General features: G+C 57.1%; 13 protein-coding genes and 1 tRNA gene. 4 read left to right on the top strand and 10 right to left on the bottom strand.

Going from position 1 to position 14,820, the window contains the following annotated elements:
* Positions 1-29: 29 nt before the first annotated feature.
* From G7069_RS01015 to G7069_RS01000, 3 genes are all read left to right on the top strand, one after another.
* Positions 30-105, top strand: a tRNA-Lys gene (locus tag G7069_RS01015).
* Positions 106-676: 571 nt separating this feature from the next.
* Positions 677-2,476, top strand: a complete 1,800-nt coding sequence (locus tag G7069_RS01005; RefSeq protein ID WP_166293398.1) for a copper resistance system multicopper oxidase — start codon at positions 677-679, stop codon at positions 2,474-2,476.
* Positions 2,473-3,444, top strand: coding sequence for a copper resistance protein B (locus G7069_RS01000; protein ID WP_166293397.1), 972 nt, complete (start codon positions 2,473-2,475; stop codon positions 3,442-3,444). The genes G7069_RS01005 and G7069_RS01000 overlap by 4 nt, the downstream gene beginning before the upstream one ends.
* 10 nt (positions 3,445-3,454) lie before the next feature.
* Here G7069_RS01000 and G7069_RS00995 read toward each other — a convergent pair whose 3' ends face one another.
* Complete coding sequence (locus G7069_RS00995) at positions 3,455-4,651, bottom strand: HAMP domain-containing sensor histidine kinase (protein ID WP_166293396.1); 1,197 nt, start codon at positions 4,649-4,651, stop codon at positions 3,455-3,457.
* On the bottom strand, positions 4,648-5,346 hold the full coding sequence (locus tag G7069_RS00990; protein ID WP_166293395.1) for a response regulator transcription factor: 699 nt from the start codon (positions 5,344-5,346) through the stop codon (positions 4,648-4,650). Before G7069_RS00990 ends, G7069_RS00995 begins: the two co-directional genes overlap by 4 nt.
* Positions 5,347-5,476: 130 nt before the next feature.
* Between G7069_RS00990 and G7069_RS00985 the strand changes: the two genes are divergently transcribed.
* The gene (locus G7069_RS00985; RefSeq protein WP_166293394.1) at positions 5,477-7,411 is read left to right on the top strand and encodes an LTA synthase family protein; all 1,935 of its coding nucleotides are present in this window, start codon (positions 5,477-5,479) and stop codon (positions 7,409-7,411) included.
* A gap of 17 nt (positions 7,412-7,428) precedes the next feature.
* On the opposite strand, the gene G7069_RS00980 is transcribed toward G7069_RS00985, so the two are convergent.
* The 8 genes from G7069_RS00980 to G7069_RS00945 form a co-directional block, all read right to left on the bottom strand.
* A complete protein-coding gene (locus tag G7069_RS00980; protein WP_166293393.1) occupies positions 7,429-8,655 on the bottom strand; it encodes a TIGR03862 family flavoprotein in 1,227 nt (408 codons plus the stop codon).
* The gene (gene mgtE, locus G7069_RS00975; RefSeq protein WP_166293392.1) at positions 8,655-10,013 is read right to left on the bottom strand and encodes a magnesium transporter; all 1,359 of its coding nucleotides are present in this window, start codon (positions 10,011-10,013) and stop codon (positions 8,655-8,657) included. The genes G7069_RS00980 and mgtE overlap by 1 nt, the downstream gene beginning before the upstream one ends.
* Before the next feature lie 124 nt (positions 10,014-10,137).
* Positions 10,138-11,856 (bottom strand): phosphoenolpyruvate--protein phosphotransferase, encoded by a 1,719-nt coding sequence (gene ptsP / locus G7069_RS00970; protein ID WP_166293391.1) that lies wholly within the window; start codon positions 11,854-11,856, stop codon positions 10,138-10,140.
* Positions 11,856-12,125 (bottom strand): HPr family phosphocarrier protein, encoded by a 270-nt coding sequence (locus tag G7069_RS00965; RefSeq protein WP_166293390.1) that lies wholly within the window; start codon positions 12,123-12,125, stop codon positions 11,856-11,858. Before G7069_RS00965 ends, ptsP begins: the two co-directional genes overlap by 1 nt.
* A gap of 2 nt (positions 12,126-12,127) precedes the next feature.
* Positions 12,128-12,520 (bottom strand): PTS sugar transporter subunit IIA, encoded by a 393-nt coding sequence (locus G7069_RS00960; RefSeq protein WP_166293389.1) that lies wholly within the window; start codon positions 12,518-12,520, stop codon positions 12,128-12,130.
* Positions 12,517-13,398: an RNase adapter RapZ gene (rapZ, locus tag G7069_RS00955; RefSeq protein WP_166293388.1), complete on the bottom strand. Its 882-nt coding sequence runs from the start codon at positions 13,396-13,398 to the stop codon at positions 12,517-12,519. Before rapZ ends, G7069_RS00960 begins: the two co-directional genes overlap by 4 nt.
* Positions 13,395-14,342, bottom strand: a complete 948-nt coding sequence (gene hprK / locus G7069_RS00950; protein ID WP_166293387.1) for an HPr(Ser) kinase/phosphatase — start codon at positions 14,340-14,342, stop codon at positions 13,395-13,397. The genes rapZ and hprK overlap by 4 nt, the downstream gene beginning before the upstream one ends.
* A complete protein-coding gene (locus tag G7069_RS00945) occupies positions 14,339-14,785 on the bottom strand; it encodes a PTS sugar transporter subunit IIA (protein ID WP_166293386.1) in 447 nt (148 codons plus the stop codon). Before G7069_RS00945 ends, hprK begins: the two co-directional genes overlap by 4 nt.
* Between the last annotated feature and the right edge of the window lie 35 nt (positions 14,786-14,820).

Here is a 14,820-nt window from a genome sequence, read left to right as displayed (position 1 = left end):
CTACAATTTGCGGCTCTCGCGAGAGCCTTGGGTCGTTAGCTCAGTCGGTAGAGCATCGGACTTTTAATCCGCTGGTCGATGGTTCGAATCCATCACGACCCACCATTTCTCGCAAAGCTGAACCGCATCAACGCCCGTGTTTTTCTATCCGGTTATAGTTGAGCCATGACGTTTCGCGCACGGTTACTCCGTATATTGCTGAGTGTTTCGCTCGCCTTTAACGGTGTGGCGACGGCGGTAGCTGCAACGCATGTTCATGCAATGGCGTCTCAATCCGCATCGCTTGATACTGACGCGTGCTGTGCCGAGCACACGGACGCGATGACATCGGCCGACCATGCCACGCACACACCTGCGGGGCCTGCTGACACGGATTCAAGCCACGACGGCTGCAACGGTACGCACTGCGCATGCGCATGCCCGCATGCGCCACAGGCGGCATTGACTGATCCCTTACTGACGCCGCCGACCTTCGCGCACACCCTTCAAGTGCGCGGCATGAATTTGGCGCACCCGGCGCCCGACTTGCTTCATCTGATACGACCTCCGATCGTTTAACCGACTCACGGGCGATGCATCGCCCGCAGTGCTGTGCGTGCGTTTGCGATTGCGCCGACACAGTCATTTGGGCTGCCGACCAATGGCAGCTTTTCGTTGACGTATTTATGGAGTAGTTATGTCTTCCGATTTTTCCGGTCGAGATGCCGATGGGCCCTTCTTGCCTTCGCGTCGTCGTTTTGTACAAGGCCTTGCCGTAGGCGGCGCGATTGCAGGCTTTGGCCTTTGGCCTAGGTCACTTTGGGCGCTCAATAGCCCCGGCCAAGCCGCAGTACTTTCCGGCACCGACTTTGATCTTTTGATTGGCGAAACGCCGATGAACTTCACGGGCCGTACGCGCACGGCCATCACGGTGAATGGTGCACTGCCGGCACCGCTCTTGCGTTGGCGTGAAGGCACGACGGTAAACGTGCGCGTCAAGAATGCATTGCCTGAAGGTTCGATTCACGGCCGCCAAACATCGATTCATTGGCACGGCATTTTGCTGCCTTCAAATATGGATGGCGTGCCGGGGATGAGTTTCGACGGCATCTATCCGGGTGACACCTACCACTACAAGTTCACTTTGAATCAAGGCGGCACTTACTGGTACCACAGCCATTCGGCGTTCCAAGAGCAGGCGGGTTTGTACGGCCCCTTGGTGATTGATCCAGTTGCGCCTGAACCGTTTTCGTTTGATCGCGACTACGTGGTGATGCTAACGGATTGGACTGACTTGGATCCTGCGGCGCTGTTCCGACGGCTGAAGAAGATGTCGGATTACGACAACCATTCAAAACGCACGGTCGGTGATTTTTTCAATGATGTCGAGCGCAAGGGATTGGCCGCCACTCTCGACGACCGCAAGATGTGGGGCAAGATGCGCATGACGCCGACCGATTTGTCAGACGTCAACGCAAATACCTATACCTATTTGATGAACGGCACGACGTCGCTTGGGAATTGGACGGGCGTGTTTCGGTCCGGCGAGAAAATCCGCTTGCGATTCATCAATGGCTCGTCGATGACGCATTTCGATGTGCGTATTCCTGGCTTGAAAATGAAGGTCGTTGCGGCCGATGGTCAGTACGTGCATCCGGTGACGGTCGATGAGTTCCGTATCGCGACGGCAGAAACCTTCGACGTGATTGTCGAACCCGCCGGACAAGATGCATTTACGATCTTTGCGCAAGATATGGGACGCACCGGTTTCATCAGCGGCACGCTCGCAGTACGAGAAGGTCTGCGCGCGCCCATTCCATCGGTGGATCCGCGCCCCATCTTGAGCATGGCTGATATGGGTCACGGCGGCATGGATCATTCCGGGCACGACATGTCGTCGATGGCAGGCATGGATCGCTCGGGGCATGACATGTCTGCCATGGCCGGTATGGATCACGGCAGTGGCGCTGGCATGCAAACGCATCCCGCGAGCGAAACAGGGAATCCTTTGGTCGACATGCAAACGATGACGCCTACACCAAAGTTGGATGACCCGGGCATAGGTTTGCGCGACAACGACCGGAAGGTATTGAGCTATTCAATGCTGAAGAGCACGTTTGCCGACCCCGATGGCCGCGAACCCGGTCGCGATGTTGAGTTGCATTTGACGGGGCATATGGAGCGTTTTGCTTGGAGCTTTAACGGACAGAAGTTCTCTGAAGTGACGCCCTTGCGATTCAACTATGGCGAAAGACTTCGCATCGTGCTCGTCAACGACACGATGATGACCCATCCGATCCACTTGCATGGCATGTGGAGCGATCTTGAAGATGAGGACGGACAGTTCATGGTGAGGAAGCACACCATTGATATGCCGCCGGGCACGAAGCGCAGCTATCGCGTGCGCGCAGATGCATTGGGAAGTTGGGCCTATCACTGCCATCTGCTTTACCACATGGAAGCCGGCATGATGCGCGAAGTGAGGGTAGAAGAATGAGCATTCGAATCGCCCAACTTGCATGTGCACTGGTCGCGCTATTGGCGACGCGTGAAGCAGTTGCACAAGATCATGCACACCATCAAATGTCTGCGCCACCTGCGAAGGAAGCGACTGAGAATGTCGATCATTCAAAGATGGACCATTCGAAGATGGACCATTCGAAGATGGACCATTCAAAGATGGACCATTCAAAGATGGACCATTCAAAGATGGACCACTCGGCCATGGGTCATGACACAGCGGTGGCGGACACGCCGCTGACGCCCATCCCTGTATTGACCGACGCGGATCGTGCGGCAGCAAAGCCACCCGCACATGCGCATCCCGCACACGACAACACGATTCAATCTTTGGTGGTGTTCAATCGCCTGGAAGGATTTGATTCAGACGAAGGCACCGGCTTTGCATGGGAAGGGCAAGCGTGGATCGGCACGGACCTAAACAAGCTGTGGTTACGCACCGAAGGCGAGCGCGTCAGTGCGCACACGGCATCGGCCAATGTCGAAGTGCTTTATGGACGTGCAATCGCCCCTTGGTGGGACCTCGTCGCCGGCGTGCGGCATGACGATCATCCCAACGGTTCACAAGACTTCGCGGCGATCGGCATTATGGGCGTTGCGCCTTACAAGTTTGAAGTGGGCGCGACGGCCTATATCGGTCAAGCAGGACAAACTGCGCTCGAGCTGGAAGCGGAATACGACGTGCTGCTGAGCAATCGCCTGATCTTGCAACCTATGGTGTCGCTAAATCTATATGGCAAAGACGATGTGCGAAGAGGCATTGGTTCGGGCCTTAGTTCGGCAGAAGCGGGTCTGCGTCTGCGCTATGCGTTCACGCGCCAATTCGCGCCCTACGTGGGCGTCGTGCGCCATTGGACGTTTGGCCGGACTGCAGACCTGCATCGAAGCAATGGCGAACGCATCAACGACACGCAAGTGGTCGCGGGTGTGCGCGTCTGGTTCTAAGTGTCGCGCCTCAGTCGAGTCGAATATCGATTCGATCGTTGGTATGGAACGTGATTTGCCAGCCAAGTCGGCTGGCAAGTCGATCCATCAGTGCAGAACCCGTACCGGTATCGGAACGATCCGGTGTTGATGCAGCTTCGACTGCTTGTGGCGGATCAGTTTCAAAGTGCAAGCTGAGCCCGGTGGCCGATCGCTGCATGTGCAAGATTCCTTCGATATACGGTTGCACAAGTTTCTGTGCGAGTCCGACCATCAGCAATCGCGATTCAAGGCGTGCCGCGTGTATGTCGCCGTCGGCATCCACGCGCAACTGAATACCGGGCTTGCCGGAGAGTGCTTCTTGGCCGGCCTGTTTCAAGAATGTCTGTGCAGGGACGGCTTCTGTCTTCAGGGGTGTGAGCCGCGCCGACGACAGCATCGCTTCAAGCAAGTTGCGCATGTCGTTGACACCACGTGACAGCCGTTGCACACGCGACTGCGTGGCAGGGCTTGCATTGGCGTCATCTTGCATCACGTCGACAACCCCTTGGATGACGGAGAGCGGCGTGCGAAGTTCATGGCTGGCGTCGGCAAAGAAGGCTTTTTCGCGTGAATCCGCATCGGACAATCGCGCTTGGTAGTTGTCGATGGCACGTGCAAGTTGGCCCACTTCGTCTTCGCTGACGTCAGCGGCCAGCTGGGAACGCACCGGACTGACGGGCAGGGCATCGACTTGATCTGCGAGTTTTCGAACAGGTTTCAACGCGGTGCCGGCTAAGAGCCATCCCAGCCAACCGGCCACAGACGTGCCGACCAAGATCAAAGCGGCGAGAAAGATATTGAGATGTTGTTCCAAGCGTTCGATGTCGCTCAGATCAATGACAAATACCAATCGACCCACCGAAGTGTTGAAGACGCCGATGTGGACACCGTCGCGACGTTCATCTTCACTCACACCCAGCGGTCGTGCAGCCAAGGCTTCGGGAACATCGGGGTCTTTCGCGTCATAACCACTGAGACGTTGCGTCTGCGGTAGTTCGACCGAAAGATTATTTGCCTTGCGCAGCGCATAGTCCTCAGCTTGCCCTTGCAAGATCTCGCTCGCGATCACGTGTTCGTAATCTTCTGTAATGAGGATCACAGCAACCGAGAACACGGTACTCAGCGCAAAGCCCAGCATCAAGAAGGCGAGGGTCACGCGTTTGCGTAGCGGAAGTTTCGAAATCACTTCACGTACTCCAGTCGGTAGCCAACGCCGCGGACGGTGTGAATCAATGCTGATTCGAAGGGTTTATCAACCAAGGTACGAAGCTCATAGATTTGCGTTTGCAATGCCGGCAGGTCGCCGTCGCTGTCCGGCCAAGCAGACGAAAAGAAGGTCGAATAGCGCACGATACGTGGCGACGCTTCCAGCAGCAAACCCAAGACGGCGCCTTGCAGACGCGTCAATGGGATGCGCCGGCCTTCACGTTCAGCGGTGAGCGATGCGGCGTCATAAGACAAGCCGCCGATCGACGCTGCGGGTGGGGCGCCAGATTTGCTGCGAAGCAGGGCGCGAATGCGGGCCTCAAGTTCGCGCATCTCAAAAGGCTTCACCAGATAGTCGTCCGCGCCTTCCTCAAAGCCACGTAACTTATCGTCCAGCGTGTCTCGCGCGGTCAACATGATGACGGGCACACCATGGCCCGCTTCCCGAAGCTTTCTGCACAGAATCAAGCCATCCATTCGCGGCAATCCAATGTCCAAGACGATGGCGTCAAAGTCAGAGTGCAGTGCGCGTGCAAGGCCCGTGTTGCCATCTGCGCAGTGGTCCACTTGGTAACCGCGGTTTTCCAGGAAGTCCCAGATATTGGCCGCGATGTCGTGCTGATCTTCGATCACCAAGACCCGTGCACACGCTGCGGTTCCGTCTGACTGTGACATCTGTGCTCCCTCAGTGCTACAAGTGTGCCAAAGCCCGCAGTCGGAGTTTAACAACTGACTGAGATTGGGCTGAGCGCGCATTACAGGGCGATTCGCAGAATGGCGACGAATCCTCTCACCGTGGGCCCCGATGTCTCAACTACGCATGCTGTTGTCCGGTCGCTTCAGACCGTTGGTTTGGGTTTGCGCGTGCTTTCTCGCCGTCTCATTGGTGACCCGTGCCGCGCTCTTGTGGGTCACCGGCACCGGCGTGGGTCATGGCATCGGCAATGCGCTGTATGTGTTCGGTGTGGGGTGCGTCTACGACGTCGTGACCATGGTGTATTTCACCTGGCCCATCGTGCTCCTGTTGTGGCTCATGCCGCGACGTTGGATGCACCATCGATGGGTGAAGGGGGTCGTTGGTGGTGCGTGTCTATTGCTGCTTGCTGCGATGCTCTTTGTTGCCGTAGCCGAATGGACGTTCTGGGATGAGTTTCAGGCGCGCTTCAATTTTATTGCGGTTGACTATCTGGTCTATACGACGGAGGTGATCGGCAACATCCGCCAGTCGTATCCGGTGGGCATGATTCTGCTGACATTGGCCGCCGTGAGCTTGGTGATCTTCTTCACCACACGTCGCTGGCGACGTATTGAGCGTGACGATGCAGGTCTGCTGCTGCGTGCAAGCGTGCCTGCAATCTGGCTAGGCGTCAGTCTGCTTGCAACTGCGCTGCTGAGCGCCGACATGAAGGACCGAAGTGCGAATGCCTATGTCAACGAGCTGGCCGGGAACGGCATCTATCAATTTTTCGCGGCGTACAGAAATGCTTCGCTGGATTTCAATCGCTATTACCGCACGGTGCCCATGGAAGATGCGTGGCAAACCGTGCGCGAACAAGTTGCGACACCCGACGCCACTTTTCTGCATCCAAATGGCATCGAACGCCGCATCCACAATGCGATGCCTGAGCGTCGCCTCAATGTCGTTTTGATCAGCGTGGAAAGTTTGTCAGCTGACTTCTCAGGCACATATGGCCGTAAAGAGTCGTTGACGCCGTTCTTGGATTCGCTGACGCCGCAGAGTTTGGTGTTCTCAAGTCTGTGGGCATCAGGAACGCGAACAGTGCGTGGCCTGGAAGCGCTGTCACTGTCAGTGCCGCCGACACCGGGCGAGTCGATTGTTAAACGTGCACACAACGAAGGTCTTTTCAGCTTGGGTCATGTGTTGCGTGCGAAAGGGTATGACGCGCAGTTCTTGTACGGCGGCTACGGCGCCTTTGACAACATGAACTACTTCTTCTCGAACAATGGCTACGACGTCCACGACCGTACCGAGATTCCAGACAAAGCCATCCATCATGAAAATATCTGGGGCGTTGCGGACGAAGACTTATACACCCTGGCGTTGAATCGCTTTGATGCCGACGACAAAGCCGGGCGCCCGTTCTTTGCACATGTCATGACGACTTCGAATCATCGCCCGTATACGTTCCCCAGCGGACGAGGTCCTTGGCCGCAAGGCAAGCGTGAGAGCGCGGTGGCCTATACCGACTGGGCAATTGGTGATTTCATTCGCCGCGCCAAGCGCAAGCCGTGGTTTGCGAATACGGTGTTTGTGATTACTGCTGACCACTGCGCATCCAGTGCGGGAAAATCGGCATTGCCGGTCTTTCGTTACCACATTCCGATGTGGATCTATTCGCCGGGCCATGTCGCACCAGGTCGCGTCGATCGCATGGTGAGTCAAATCGACATTCCGCCCACGTTGCTCGGCGTACTGGGGATGGATTACGTCAGTCGTTTCTATGGCGTGGACGTGCTGCAAGCGTCGCCGGGTGAGGCGCGCGCATTTGTGGGGACGTATCAACTGCTCGGATTCTTGAAGCCGGACCGATTGGTGCAATTGTCGCCACATCGCAAGGTCGAGAGTTTGCGTCCCTCGTTGGGCGGCGATCAATCGCAGCAAGTCATTGCGGAAGATCCCAAGTCGACCCTGCAGGCCATCAGCGACTATCAAACTGCTGCGGCTGCCTTTGCGGATGGTTCGATGCGCTGGACCGACGACGCAGCTGTGCATCGCTAAAACGCTTTTCGCCGACGCTATTGCTTCGCCCAACGGGCGGCAGCTTGCCCCGCCAACTTGCCTGAGGCCATGCAAGCTGTCAGCAAGTAGCCACCGGTGGGCGCTTCCCAGTCGATCATTTCCCCGGCACAGAACACACCGGGTCGCGCAGCGAGCATGAGGTCGTCTGTGAGACTGTCGAAGGCGACACCGCCTGCGCTGCTGATCGCTTCTTCGATAGGGCGCGCGGCACGCAAAATGATTTGGCAGTGTTTGACGGCTTGCGCGCACGCGTCTGCGCTGTGATCGCCTTTGCCCAGTTGTTCAAACACCAGAGCGACTTGAACGGCATTCAAGCCGCCTTTTCTGCGCAAATGCTCGCCCAACGAACGCCCGCCACGCGGCTGAAGCAGCCGATGGATGAGTGTTGCGCGATCGACATCGGGCTGCAAATCCAACTCAAGTGTTGCATGGCCCGTGGCCAAGATTTGATCGCGGAGCGACGCGGAGAGCGCGTAGATCAGACTGCCTTCCAAACCATAAGTTGAAATCACGCATTCACCGATGCGCGCTGCGGCCGGATCATTGCACTCAAGACAAAGTGCGCGCACGCGCTTCAATGCGTGCCCGGCAAAGCGCGATGTGAAGTGCGTACTCCACGCGCATTCGAAGCCGCAATTTGCCGGCAGGAGCGGGCGTACTTTGACCGCGGTATTGTCGAAATAGTGCGTCCACTGTCCATCGGACCCGAGCTCTGGCCAACTGCCGCCACCGAGTGCCAGAACCACCGCGTCGAAGCTGTCTACCAGCGATGCATCCTTGGTTCTGAAAAGACATGCGCCATTGGCATCGAAGCCGAGCCAGCGCGCGTCCACATGAAAGTGCACGCCGTCTGCTTTAAGGCGCCTGACCCATGCGCGCAACAGCGGCGCCGCTTTTAAGTCTTCGGGAAACACGCGGCCACTGCTGCCCACCACCGTCGCAATACCGAACGCGTGGACCCATTCGCGAAAGGCGTCTCCATCGAATCCATCGAGCCATTGACCGACTTCTGTGGTGCGTTCCCGATAGCGTTGGTCGAACTGCGGTCGCGGTTCGGAGTGGGTCAGGTTGAGACCGCCTTTCCCTGCAATCAGAACCTTGCGGCCCACCGAACTTTTATGGTCATACAGATGGACCTCTGCACCTTCAGCGCGCGCACACTCGGCAGCCATGAGACCTGCCGGACCCCCACCGATGATTGCAATCCGAGCTGCGTGTCCCATCAGATGAGTAAGAACGTTGCCAAGCCCAAGAAGGTGAGGAAGCCCATGACATCAGTGATCGTGGTCAGAATGACGCCGCCGGACAAGGCGGGATCAAAACCCATTCGCTTCAAGGTGACGGGCACAAACACGCCGCCCAAGGCCGCAAAGGTGAGGTTGATGGTGAGTGCAGAGCCAATGACCAAAGACAGGCGCCAGTCGCCAAACCATAACAACACGATTAAGCCGAGGGTCGTACCGAGTGCAATACCGTTGATCCAGGCGATGCGAAGTTCTTTCCACACGAGGACAGGAATATTAGTCGCACCAATTTGACCCAAGGCCAAGCCGCGCACCATCAGGGCCAGCACCTGCGTGCCGGCGTTGCCGCCCATGCCCGCAACAATCGGCATGAGCACGGCCAAAGCGACGATCTTTTCGATCGTGCCTTGGAACCGGTCGACCACCGACGCGGCAAGGAAGGCGGTGCCTAAATTGACACCCAGCCACACCATCCGGCGACGAAATGCGCGGCGCACGGGCGAGAACAAATCTTCTTCGTCATCCAAACCGGCCGCAGACAAGGCTTGGTGCTGCGCTTGGTCGCGAATGATGTCGACCACGTCATCGATGGTGATGCGGCCGAGCAAAATGTTGCCGTCGTCGACGACAGGCGCAGAGATCCAGTCATGGTCAGAGAACTGACGTGCCACTTCTTCTGCGGTTTCATCCACCGAGATCGCGGGTTGCTCGTCGTCGATCAATTCGTTAATCGGTGTGCTGGATTCGCGGGTGAGCAAGCTTTGCAGCGAGATCCGACCCAAATATTGGTGACGACGGCTGACGACGTATATATGGTCAGTGTGATCCGGCAATTCGCCGCGTAGGCGCAAATAGCGCAGCACCACGTCGACTGTGGTGTCGGTGCGCACCGTCACCACATCGGGGTTCATCAAACGGCCGGCGGTGTCTTCGTCATAAGACAAGACTTGTTCGAGGCGCTCGCGATTCTCGCGATCCATCGACTTCAAGACTTCCTCGATCACGGTATCCGGAAGGTCTTCAGCGAGATCCGCCAAGTCATCGAGATCGAGGTCTTCGACGGCCGCGATCAGCTCGTCTTGGTCCATGTCGGCGATCAGGCTTTCGCGCACCTCGTCACCGACGTGCACCAACACTTCACCGTCATCATCCGGATCGACCAGGCCCCACACCACGCTGCGCTTGTTCGGCGGCAGTGACTCGAGCAGATTGCCGATTTCCGCGGGCGACAGCGAATGCACAAGGCGACGCACAGGGCCGAGACGGCCGCTGTCCAGCGCGTCCGACAACAGTCGGAGTTGGCGTGCAGGCTTGTCGTGGCGGAGCGCTTCTGCCATGGCACGGGTCCTGTGAGATGCAGCGTGCCTTTGGGCGCGTCGCGGGCGGGTGTCGAGCCGGCGGCGCGACGGGATTACCTAGTCATCGAATCATTATCCCAGCAGAGCTGCCTGCTGTGAACCCTTAACCGGTATGTCGTGCCATCCAGCGGGAGATTGCTTCACGATCAACCGCGCGCGATAACGCGCGACCCGACTGCAATAATTGCGCATGATCGATCGCGCGAATCGCCTTGCGCACGGTGAGAATGCTGCCGGGATGCATGCTGAGCTCTTCAATGCCAAGGGCCAAGAGCATGGGCACGAAGGCTTCATCCGCCGCAATTTCGCCACAGATCGACACCGGCTTACCTGCCTTTCTTGCCGTGCGTACGATTTCAGACAGCATGCGTATGAAAGCGGGATGCATCGGCGTGTACAAATCACCCAAGGCATCGTTGTTACGGTCTGCGGCCAAAAGGTACTGCACCAAGTCGTTGGTGCCGACCGACAAGAAGTCCACTTTGGAAATGAAGAGCGGTAGGGCAATCGCGGCCGCTGGCACTTCAATCATGGTGCCGAGCGGAATCGACTCCGCAACGGCGACGCCTTTGTCCGCCAAAGCCTTCCGAACTTTATCCAGCTTCCGTGCCGCATACACCACCTCTTCACGAGAGGTGATCATCGGCAGGAGCACGCGAACGGGTCCATAGGCCGATGCACGCGCAATTGCGCGCAGTTGGATATCAAACAGTTTCTCGCGGGCCATCGATAGGCGGATGCCGCGTAATCCCAATGCCGGATTGGGTTCATCACGAAGTGCGAGACCGGTGTCATCCGACTTGTCTGCGCCAAGGTCAAGCGTTCGGATCGTGACGGTGCGACCCGTCATGCCCAACACCGCATCGCGATACGCATTGAACTGCTTCTCTTCGTCCGGGATCTCGTGCGTACCCAGAAACAAAAATTCCGTTCGATAGAGTCCCACACCGGCCGCACCTAAGCCATGTGCTTCTGCGATGTCTTCTCTCGACTCCGCATTGGCCCACAGTTTGATGTCGACGCCATCTTGTGTTCGGGTCGGCTCACGACGAAGCCGGTTTAATTGCTTGCGTTCGCGCTTGAAGGCGTCGACGCGCTTACGGTGCGCGGTCAGGTCGGCCTGATCAGGCTCGCGTATGACATGCCCTTCCAAGGCATCGACAATCAACACATCGCCGTCATTGGTCTTGGTGAGCGCTTGTGTTGCGCCCACAATCAAAGGCAAATGCAAACTGCGCGCCAAGATCGCGGTATGCGACAGCTGGCTGCCCATGGTGGTGATCACGGCCAACACGCCTTGCGCTTGCAACTGCGCAATTTCTGCGGGCGTCACGACGTCGGTCACCAAAATGTCGCCGGCAATGCCGTGTAGTTCTGCATCGCGTCGATGCAAAGCGGCGTGCAGTCGACCGATGACCTGATCAATATCGTCAATGCGACTGCGCAGGTAAGGGTCGTCCATGCTCAGGAACACATTGGCCACACGATCGCGCTGTTTTCGCAGGGCGTAGTCGGCGGTGTAGCGTTTCGTTCGGATGAGCGTATCCAGACCTTGCAAAAGCTCTGGATCGTCTAACAACAGTGCGTGCAGATCGAGAAACTCGCCAATCTCGTGCGCCAAAGCACCGTGCAGACGTTGACGCAAGTCGTGCATTTCCGCGCGAACAAAGGCGATGGCGCTGTGAACGCGTTCGATTTCCGCATCGACTTCTTCGGGCTTGATTGTTTCGCGTTGTACTTCAAGTGCATGCGGAATGCGCACGCGTGCGCGCCCCAACGCGATGCCGCGAGATGCCGGAATTCCTGAGAAGGCGCGACGCATCAGCTGCCCTCGTCGAAATAGCGGTTGAAGAGGGCTTCAATGGCATCCATGCACGCGACCTCGTCTTCGCCGTTCACGCGTACATGGACGGTCGTGCCCACGCCCGCGGCGAGCATCAACACACCCATGATGCTTTTTGCATTGATGTCTCGACCTTTGGCGGCCATCATCACTTCAGAGCGGTAGCCCGACACCAACTGCACAAGCTTTGCGCTTGCACGTGCATGCAGCCCCAGTTGGTTGATGACTTGGATGTCGCGTTCAATCATGTTCAGATCTCGTCCAAGATGACGCCATTGCGACCGCCCAATGAGGCCACCGATTGCATTGCATCCAATGCATTCTCCGGATAGTTCATGACACGCAACAACATGGAAAGGTTTAATCCGGCCACGCGACGTGCCGGTGTGCCGAGACGCGCCAGTTGCGCCGCGATAGTGCTGGGGCTTGAACCGTAGAGGTCCACCAAGATCAAGACGCCGTCTTCGCTATCGACCTTGCGCAAGGCTGCGCTGGCGGCGGGCAGGGCATCTTCAACCGTGGATTCAAACGGCATTTCAAAGGTGGCGAGTTTCAGCGGGAAATTGCCAACCACTTTGCTTGCGGCAGCGACCAGTGCGGGTGCAATGCCTGGATGTGTGACCAACAAAATGCCGACGCTCATTCCAACTCCCGGTGGTAGGTGGCAACTTGTTGCCAGCCTGAGTCACGCGCGTGCCGTGCAAGTTGCTCAGCAAGATAAACGGAACGATGGCGGCCGCCGCTACACCCAAATGCCACTGTGACGTAACTTCGCGTATCCGTCGCCATCTTGGGCAACCACGTATCGAGGAAGTTTCTGATCTGGCTCAAGTAAATGCCCACATCAGACTGCTGTTCAAAATATTGACGCACTTCAGGATCGCGGCCAGAGAGCGGGCGCAACACGGCATCCCAATGCGGATTCGGCAACATCCGCGCATCGAATACGAAATCTGCATCCCCGGGAATCCCGCGACGATATGCGAAGGATTCAAACAACAAGGACAGTGTGCGTTCTTCAGCCAAAGTAAACGCGGAAATCACTTCGCGTCGCAATTGGTGCACGTTCAGACCGCTGGTATCGATGCGCAAATCTGCGAGCGCAGACAGTGGCTTCAATACTTGACGTTCGAGCGTGATGGCATCGGCCAGCGCCAAACCGTATTTGCTCAACGGATGGCGTCGACGCGTGTCGGCATACCGTGCCAACAAGTACTCGTTCGAGGCATCAAAAAATACGAGCTTCGGATCGAAGCCGAGTTTGCCAACCGCAGACAAAAGTTCGGGCGTACGCGCCAAATCACCTCGACTGCGAATGTCCAAACTGACCGCGAGGTTGACCGATGTCTCCTCTTCGCCTTCACTTTCGTCAGAAATGCTCACCCATTGGGGCAACATTTCCAGCGGCAAATTGTCTGCACAATGAAAACCGAGATCTTCGAGTGTGCGCATAGCCACAGACTTGCCGGAGCCAGACATGCCCGAAACGATGATCAGCTTGCGCGGTTTTGGCGTCGTCATTTCGATATTTCCAAGAAATGCGAGTGACGTGCCATAAAGGCAGCCGCAGGGTCAGCGCCTTTCGTGCGCAAAATGTGCTGACGTGTTGCAGCCTCACTCAACACCGCCAAGTTGCGACCCGGCATCACGGGCAAAGTAATCCGCGGCACGTCCAAGTCGAGGACGCGGACTGTATCGACTTCACCGGTGAGACGTTCGATGCCGGTTGCACGTGGTTCCAGATGCGGACGTGTGAGATGAATAATCAAACGCAGGTACTTATTTCGTTTGACTGCCGTGTCACCGAACATGTTGCGTACATTTAATACGCCAAGACCGCGCACTTCGATCATGTCTTGCAACAGTTCGGGGCAGGCGCCATCAAGAACGTCTGGCATGATTTGCGTGAACTCCGGGGCATCGTCCGCCACCAAGCGATGTCCGCGCGTAATGAGCTCTAACGCCAATTCGCTTTTACCGGACCCTGATTCACCCGTGATGAGCACGCCGATGGAGTAGACCTCCATAAACACACCGTGCAAGGTGGTGCGCGGTGCAAGGCGACGTGCCATCCAATACTGGATGTGATTGAGCAATTCATGGCCGCGTCTGGGCGAAATCCAAATCGGTGTTTCGGATTCATTTGCCGCTTCAATCAAGTCTTCGGGACAGTCTTGATTCTTGCTAATACAAATGCCGAGCGGTCGTGCCTCGAAAATACGTTGAATGATGCGCCAGCGTTCGCGCGACTCCAAAGTGTCGAGCCACTGCAATTCTTCCGCCCCCAGAATCTGCACTTTGTTCGGATAAATAATATTGAGATAGCCGCAATGCGAGGGACGTCGTGCATTGGTGTTGATCGCTTCAACGGATCGCGTGCTGCCGTCCTTGCCGGCCACCCAGCGCCAATCGAGCCGTTCAAGCAAACCATCAAACAGATCTTGCGCAGACGCCCCGGGAATCATTCGACGAATCCTTGAGAAGAAGTGAGGGCTGCGTACAAAAGTCCCTTGGTATTCGCCGCGCGCAAGGCATCACGAAAACCATCGCGCGCGAATTTCTCGGCGACTTTGGCCAGCAATTGCAAATGCCCTTGTTGTCCGGTCTTCGGCACTAAGACCGCCAAGACCAAATCCACAGGCTCACCTGAGAAATCGACAGGGTTGACCAGCTTGATAAAGCAGGCGCGTCGCGTTTCCAAGTTGTCCAGACGGCCATGCGGCACAGCGACGCCCTGACCGAGGGCCGTACTGCCCATCGCTTCGCGCGTGCGCAGTGCCTCAAAAACGGCTTCGTAATCCAGACCAGGGGAAGCTAGCAGAAACGCAGCTTCGCGCAGAATGGTTTCACGGTCTTCGGCCTCAGACAGCAGAATGACGCGGTCGAAGTCCAGTAAAGGTGAAGTCATGCACGCTCTCCAAGGCTCGCATGGTGTCGAGCCTT

Source organism: Lysobacter sp. HDW10 (assembly GCF_011300685.1).
In the GTDB taxonomy this organism is placed as follows: Bacteria; Pseudomonadota; Gammaproteobacteria; order Xanthomonadales; family Xanthomonadaceae; genus Solilutibacter.
This window is presented reverse-complemented; position numbering and strand designations above follow the sequence as displayed.

Coding starts and splice junctions, on each gene's coding strand:
- ptsP (WP_166293391.1), bottom strand. CDS start 11,856: ATGCGTCGCGCCTTCTCAGGAATTCCGGCATCTCGCGGCATCGCGTTG.
- G7069_RS00945 (WP_166293386.1), bottom strand. CDS start 14,785: ATGACTTCACCTTTACTGGACTTCGACCGCGTCATTCTGCTGTCTGAG.
- G7069_RS01000 (WP_166293397.1), top strand. CDS start 2,473: ATGAGCATTCGAATCGCCCAACTTGCATGTGCACTGGTCGCGCTATTG.
- G7069_RS01005 (WP_166293398.1), top strand. CDS start 677: ATGTCTTCCGATTTTTCCGGTCGAGATGCCGATGGGCCCTTCTTGCCT.
- rapZ (WP_166293388.1), bottom strand. CDS start 13,398: ATGACGACGCCAAAACCGCGCAAGCTGATCATCGTTTCGGGCATGTCT.
- G7069_RS00990 (WP_166293395.1), bottom strand. CDS start 5,346: ATGTCACAGTCAGACGGAACCGCAGCGTGTGCACGGGTCTTGGTGATC.
- G7069_RS00965 (WP_166293390.1), bottom strand. CDS start 12,125: ATGATTGAACGCGACATCCAAGTCATCAACCAACTGGGGCTGCATGCA.
- mgtE (WP_166293392.1), bottom strand. CDS start 10,013: ATGGCAGAAGCGCTCCGCCACGACAAGCCTGCACGCCAACTCCGACTG.
- G7069_RS00985 (WP_166293394.1), top strand. CDS start 5,477: ATGTCTCAACTACGCATGCTGTTGTCCGGTCGCTTCAGACCGTTGGTT.
- G7069_RS00980 (WP_166293393.1), bottom strand. CDS start 8,655: ATGGGACACGCAGCTCGGATTGCAATCATCGGTGGGGGTCCGGCAGGT.
- hprK (WP_166293387.1), bottom strand. CDS start 14,342: ATGATTCCCGGGGCGTCTGCGCAAGATCTGTTTGATGGTTTGCTTGAA.
- G7069_RS00960 (WP_166293389.1), bottom strand. CDS start 12,520: ATGAGCGTCGGCATTTTGTTGGTCACACATCCAGGCATTGCACCCGCA.